We start from the raw sequence: 6036 nt of genomic DNA, 5'->3' as shown, positions 1-6036 counted from the left end.
TCGTCCCGGTTGCGGCCCATGATCCGTCATGCCGGGCTTGACCCGGCCCGCCACGACTTGATCTAAGGCGGCAAGACGTGGATGGCCGGATTCTGGTGTGAAGATGCGCTTCGCGCTTTTGCCCGGTGGATGACACAGGAATTTTTGTCATGCACGACATCAAATCGATACGCGACAACCCGAAAGCCTTTGACGCCGCGTTGGCACGCCGCGGGCTGCGGCCATTGTCCGCCTCGCTGCTTGCGATTGACGAAAAACGCCGGGCGGCGATTCTGGCGTCCGAACAGGCCCAGGCGCGTCGCAACGCAGCGTCGAAGGAAATCGGCGAAGCCAAGAAGGCGAAGGACGACGCGCGCGCGACGGCCTTGATGGACGAGGTCGCCAAACTCAAGACCACGATGCCGGAGCTCGAGGCGGCGGCGAAGGCAGCCGATGAAGAATTGGCCAGAGAGCTCGCTGCGATTCCGAATCTGCCGCTCGACGAGGTGCCTGACGGCGCAGACGAGCACGGCAACGTGCAGCGCCACGTGTTCGGCAACCGCCGCAACTACGCCTTCACGCCGAAGCCGCATGACGATCTCGGCGGCGCGCTCGGCTGGATGGATTTCGAAACCGCGGCAAAACTATCCGGGGCGCGTTTTGTCGTCTTGAAGAAAGGCCTCGCGCGGCTGGAGCGCGCCATCGGCCAGTTCATGCTGGATCTGCATACCAACGAGCACGGCTATGCCGAGATCAATCCGCCCCTCTTGGTGCGCAACGAAGTGATGTTCGGCACCGGCCAGTTGCCGAAATTCGAGGACGATCAGTTCTGGGCCATCAAGGGCGAACTGCTCGCGGAGCCCGACGGCAGATTGAAGACCGAGCGTCTCGGCCTCATTCCAACCGCCGAAGTGTCGCTGACCAACATGGTCCGAGAATCCATCGTCGACGAAAAAGAATTGCCGATGCGGCTGACCGCGTTGACGCCGTGTTTTCGCGCGGAGGCCGGCGCCGCCGGGCGCGACACCCGCGGCATGATCCGGCAACACCAATTCACGAAGGTCGAGCTGGTCTCGATCACGACGCCGGAGACCAGCAACGACGAACATGAGCGGATGCTGGCGTGTGCCGAGGAGGTGCTGCGGCAACTCGATCTGCATTACCGCGTCATGACCTTGTGCAGCGGCGACATGGGTTTTTCGGCGCAGAAGACCTATGACATCGAAGTGTGGATGCCTGGCCAGGGCGACGGCGGCGCGTTCCGGGAGATTTCGAGCTGCTCGGTGTGCGGCGATTTCCAGGCCCGTCGCATGGACGCACGCTACCGCGCAAGCGATGGCAAGCCGCGCTTCGTGCATACGCTGAACGGATCCGGCACCGCGGTCGGCCGCGCTCTGATCGCCGTAATGGAGACCTATCAGCAGGGCGACGGTTCGATTGCGGTCCCCGACGTGTTGCGGCCCTATATGGGTGGGCTGAAGGTCGTCGGGCGCGATAAATAGCCGCGTTCGCTGGCCCGTCCCGAGGTTTTTTGCCCGTTCCATGTTGCGAACGCGGAACGGGCCGCTATCCTCGTTTGCTGCCGGCAGCGAGAGCGAGTCGATGGCGCTGGATCGGAACATCTATTGGGTTGGCAGACAATGGGCCGTGACCGGGATCGGCCTGCAGGCGATCGATCAGCGCCTGAAAGGTGCCTTCGACATCGAGATTGATCGTTTGTGGGACGACGACCTGCGCCAACGGATCGGCGCGCATGCATGGATCAATATGGACGATTTTGACAAGGCTCTGGCCGTCGCGCAAGCGCGTTTTCCCGAACCACAGCGAAAGCCGCTGCCGCTGATCGAAAGCGTTCTGGAGTTGATCCAGCAGCCGACGCCGGTCGACGAGACGCCGCCGTCCGAGCCAGCGTTGGACATGACGACAAGGCTCAGTGAAGTTTTTGCAATTGAGCAACCGAAGCAACCGGCGCTTCCGCCGCTGGCTTGGCGAATCGAGCGCGCCTCCGCGAGATTCATGCCGCAGTGGCGTGTGCGGCGCTGACGGCAATCGTATAGCGCTGTCGTCAATTCGGCGCCGCCATCATGCCGCCGGCCGGGACCCGATACATCCGATAATATTGCCGGAAGCTCGCCGCGGCGTTGCCGTGGCTGCCGCGACTTCGCCGGTGCGCGGCGGCGATGCAGCCCGAACGGCTGTGGATCATGCCGTGTCCGCAAGGGCCATGACGTTCGGCGTCCTCCTGGCCGGTTTCCTCCTCGCCGGTTTTCTCCCCGCTTTTCGTGGGCAAGGCGGATTTGCTCGCGGCCTCGGGCTCGACCGTCGCGGCCGATGTGCCGACGCATTTGCCGTCTCTTGGAAGCGTCGCAACCGGGCAGCGCGTCGGCACGCATTTGCGCTGGTATATTCCAGCAGATAAGTCTCGCCGGACATCACGACCTGTCCGTTGCAAAGGCAGCGCCCGCTTACGGTCAGTTCGCCGCCGAGGCAGTTTTCGGCGTTGGTCTTGACGCAGGTGCCGCCGCCCGGATTGCCTGTGGCCGGAATCAGGTTGAAGCCGGCGGGGCAGCCGCAGTTGCCGTTGGTCACGGCGCCGCCGTTGCAGACGATGGTCTCATCGGGCCTGCGGGCAGGAACGATGCTGTCGGCGACGCAGCGTCCGCTCGTGACATCCGGATGGGTATTGCCAGGACACGGACACCGGGCGGAAAGATTCCTGGTGTCGTCGATGCATGGGTTGGTCGGTAATTCGGAAAGGCCAGGTGCCAGCACCGCTGGCGGGGGAGACGGCGATGGCTTGGCGACGCAGCGGCCGTCGCTCAACTGCTGCCAGGGAAAACATTGGCTTGCAGAGCTCAAATCCTGGTCTGATTGAGCAACTGCGGGCAATGAAGCGAAAAAAACCAGACAAAAAATCGCGGCAGCGGCCAAAAAGGGGGTCATGTGCAAAACCCTGTCGCATGGCAGATTATGGCGCAATGGTCACCGCTTCGCAAGGCGGCCAAGGGGACGGTCTGGAGCGCGCCAGGTGCGCCAGCGATTGGCCGGCAAGACCGGCTGTTTTGAGCGGCATTCGGCCCGGTTTGCCTCGAGCCGGAGCAGCGGATAAGACGGCGCAGTGAGACAGGCTGAATCGGTCGAAAGGGCTTCTGGCGGCATGCGCATCCTCTGCACCAATGACGACGGCATCCACGCGCCGGGCCTGAAAGTGGTCGAGGAGATCGCGCGTGCCTTGTCGGATGACGTCTGGATCGTGGCGCCCGAGCTTGACCAGTCCGGCGTCTCGCATTCGCTATCCTTGAATGATCCGTTGCGATTGCGCGAGGTCGGGCCGCGCCACTTCGCGGTGCGGGGCACGCCGACCGACTGCGTCATCATGGGAGCCCGGCACATCCTGGCGCCGACGATGCCCGATATCGTGCTGTCGGGCGTCAACAAGGGGCGCAACGTTGCCGAGGATGTCGTCTATTCCGGCACCATCGCGGGCGCCCTTGAAGGCACTATTCTCGGTCTGCCGTCGTTCGCGCTGTCACAGGAGTTCAGCATGGAGACGCGCGAGAAGCCGTTGTGGGAAACTGCGCTGAAGTTCGGTCCCGTTATCGTCCGCAAGGTGATCGATGCCGGCATCCCCAGGGACACCGTGATCAATGTGAACTTCCCGGCCTGCGCGCCGGAAGAGGTGGCGGGTATTCGCGTGACACGGCAGGGCAAGCGCAATCTCGGATTTCTCAAGGTCGACCAGCGCCGCGACGGTCGCGGCAATCCCTATTTCTGGATCGGTTTCGAGCGCGCGGCCGTGCTGGATACGCCGGCGGAAGGCACCGACCTCGCCGCGCTCGCGGCGCGCAGCATTTCGGTGACGCCGCTGCGGCTCGACCGCACCGACGAGGCGTTTTCGGCGGCGCTGACGGAAACGCTGAAATGATGCGAAGGATCGTCTTCCGACGTGGATGATGGGGGCGGATTTCGACTACGCCGCCGCGTTGCGCATCGCGGTGTCGATCATTTTGCCCAACGTCTCGAGCTGGAACGGCTTCTGCAGCGCGGGCCGGTCGCGATATTCCTCAGGCAGGCCGGACGAGCCGTAGCCGGTTGCGAAAATGAACGGGCGGTTGCGCGCCTTGATCAGGTCGGCAACAGGCGAAATCACCTTGCCGTTGACGTTGACGTCCAGGATGGCGAGATCGAAATAGGCGGTTTGCGCAAGCCGGATGGCTTCGTTGATTTCGCCGGCTTCGGCGGACACCGTGTAGCCGAGCTCCTCCAGCATGTCGGTGACCATCATCCTGATCATCACCTCGTCTTCGACGAGGAAGACAGAACCGCGCGGCGGCCGCGTCGCAGTCATCAGATGTGTCCTTGCCCCAACCCGCCCCAAACGTTGGCAGATATCGCTTTCAAGCGCAACGCAAGCATAGCCGACTGATCCAAAGATCGCTACGGCGCCGCCGCCCCGCAGATTGATCACATCCGGATTAAACGCCAAGCTGCCCTTTCTTGTTCCATGGCGGGAACGCCGATTCGGGGGCAAAATGCCCCAACGAGACCGGCGTACACGGTATGAATCCGGCCCGACCGGTCTCAAGTAGACTGCTGCCCTTAGAGTTCTCTCAAAGCGCGCCCAGCGAGACCGAGATGCCCGCCAAGAACGGCCCCCCGGAAAAGATGCTGTTTCAGCTGGCCCTGCGGCGCCGCGGGATCAGCGACCAGGCCGTGCTGCGGGCGATGGAGGAGGTGCCCCGCGAGGCCTTTGTCGCCAATGCCGATCGGGCTGACGCCTACCGCGACAGTGCACTCGGCATCGCCTGCGGGCAAACCATCAGCCAGCCCTTCGTGGTGGCCTATATGACCGAGCAGCTCCATCTGCAGAAGTCGCATCGTGTGCTGGAGATCGGTACGGGATCCGGCTATCAGGCGGCCATCCTGTCGCATCTTGCCGGCCAGGTGCTGACGGTCGAGCGCTTTCGGACCCTGGCCGACGCCGCGCGCAGCCGGCTGGAGACGCTTGGTTGCGACAACGTCGAGGTGATGCTTGGGGACGGCCTCAATTTGCCGGCCAATCTCGGCGAGTTCGACCGCATCCTCGTCACCGCCGCCATGGTGCAGATCCCGGACAGCCTCACCGAGCGACTGGGGCCGGATGGTATCCTGATCGCGCCGATCGGGCCTCATCACGGCGTCCAGACGCTGGTCCGCATCACCCGCAAGGGCAGCGGCCTGGAGCGCAAGGAGCTCGTCGACGTGCGCTTCGTGCCGGCCCTGCCAGGGATCGCAAGAGAGCTGTGACGGAGCTGTGAAAGTCCGGACGGGTCGTGCGGGGCGGCATCTTATTCCAAGGGTTAAGCGGTTATTTACTGGGGGTGTGTTTACTCAAAACGGTACTTTGTTGCGTACGAGTGAGTAACCATGTCCCGTATTGCCGAGTTGCGTTGTGCGCGCCGCTTACCCCAGGTCGCGGTACTGGCGCTGGTGTCTTTCTCGTTTGCCGGGTGCAGCGCCGATATGTCGACGCGCGTGGCACAGGCTCAGAACTCCTTTTCCAATCCCTTTGCTGGCCAGCCGGAAGCCACGGGGGCGCTGCCCCCCCAGCCGCCGGCGCCGATCGAACGCCGCGATCTGTCGCAAAATAGCCGCCCGCAGCCCTCCTATCAGCCTCAAGCCTATCAGCCTCAAGCCTATCGGCCGTCAGGATACCAGCCTTCGGGGTATCAATCCTCGGGCGGAGCGCCCCTGGTCGCGGCACCCCAGTCCTATCCATCCGCCAGCGTTTCCGGTGGCGGGCGCGGAGTTGCGTCCTATACGCCACCGCCCCAGCCGCGCTTGGAGAGCACCGGCAGCGTGGCGCCGCGCTCGGTCGCGGCGGTGCATCCGCAAGCCGGCGCCACCATCATCGTCGGCACCAGCGACACGCTCGAGATCCTGGCCCAGCGCTATCATGTCACGCCGGCCGCGATTCTCGCCGCCAACGGCTACAAGGGACCGCGCACGCTGTCGCCGGGTCAGCAACTGATCATTCCGCGCCAGACCGCAGTGGCTGCGGCCGCGCCGGTGGTAGCC

At 63.9% G+C, this 6036-nt stretch carries 7 protein-coding genes; 5 read left to right on the top strand and 2 right to left on the bottom strand.

Annotation, left to right across the window (positions count from 1 at the left end; all coding sequences use genetic code 11):
• The first annotated feature begins 149 nt into the window (after positions 1–149).
• Together serS and WCB02_RS14335 are read left to right on the top strand one after the other, a co-directional pair.
• Positions 150–1481 (top strand): serine--tRNA ligase, encoded by a 1332-nt coding sequence (gene serS, locus WCB02_RS14340; RefSeq protein ID WP_423958877.1) that lies wholly within the window; start codon positions 150–152, stop codon positions 1479–1481.
• Positions 1482–1581: 100 nt separating this feature from the next.
• On the top strand, positions 1582–2022 hold the full coding sequence (locus WCB02_RS14335) for a hypothetical protein (protein ID WP_423958876.1): 441 nt from the start codon (positions 1582–1584) through the stop codon (positions 2020–2022).
• Between the two features lie 22 nt (positions 2023–2044).
• Here WCB02_RS14335 and WCB02_RS14330 read toward each other — a convergent pair whose 3' ends face one another.
• Entirely contained in the window at positions 2045–2269 is a 225-nt protein-coding gene (locus WCB02_RS14330) for a hypothetical protein (RefSeq protein WP_423958875.1), read from the bottom strand.
• 867 nt (positions 2270–3136) lie between these two features.
• Here WCB02_RS14330 and surE point away from each other — a divergent pair.
• Complete coding sequence (surE, locus tag WCB02_RS14325) at positions 3137–3904, top strand: 5'/3'-nucleotidase SurE (RefSeq protein WP_423958878.1); 768 nt, start codon at positions 3137–3139, stop codon at positions 3902–3904.
• 45 nt (positions 3905–3949) lie between these two features.
• On the opposite strand, the gene WCB02_RS14320 is transcribed toward surE, so the two are convergent.
• A complete protein-coding gene (locus WCB02_RS14320) occupies positions 3950–4327 on the bottom strand; it encodes a response regulator (RefSeq protein WP_423958874.1) in 378 nt (125 codons plus the stop codon).
• Positions 4328–4614: 287 nt separating this feature from the next.
• Here WCB02_RS14320 and WCB02_RS14315 point away from each other — a divergent pair, with 287 nt between their 5' ends.
• Entirely contained in the window at positions 4615–5265 is a 651-nt protein-coding gene (locus WCB02_RS14315) for a protein-L-isoaspartate(D-aspartate) O-methyltransferase (RefSeq protein ID WP_423958873.1), read from the top strand.
• Positions 5266–5385: 120 nt separating this feature from the next.
• The coding region (locus WCB02_RS14310) for a LysM peptidoglycan-binding domain-containing protein (RefSeq protein ID WP_423958872.1) at positions 5386–6036 on the top strand (651 nt) is incomplete at its 3' end.

It is taken from the genome of Bradyrhizobium sp., from assembly GCF_049581145.1.
Lineage (GTDB): Bacteria > Pseudomonadota > Alphaproteobacteria > Rhizobiales > Xanthobacteraceae > Bradyrhizobium.
The sequence above is the reverse complement of the archived record's forward strand: the minus strand, read 5'-3'. Positions and strand labels throughout refer to the sequence as shown.

Bases quoted from the DNA above. Each gene is read 5' to 3' on its own strand.
- serS (WP_423958877.1), top strand. From the start codon at position 150: ATGCACGACATCAAATCGATACGCGACAACCCGAAAGCCTTTGACGCC.
- WCB02_RS14335 (WP_423958876.1), top strand. From the start codon at position 1,582: ATGGCGCTGGATCGGAACATCTATTGGGTTGGCAGACAATGGGCCGTG.
- surE (WP_423958878.1), top strand. From the start codon at position 3,137: ATGCGCATCCTCTGCACCAATGACGACGGCATCCACGCGCCGGGCCTG.
- WCB02_RS14320 (WP_423958874.1), bottom strand. From the start codon at position 4,327: ATGACTGCGACGCGGCCGCCGCGCGGTTCTGTCTTCCTCGTCGAAGAC.
- WCB02_RS14315 (WP_423958873.1), top strand. From the start codon at position 4,615: ATGCCCGCCAAGAACGGCCCCCCGGAAAAGATGCTGTTTCAGCTGGCC.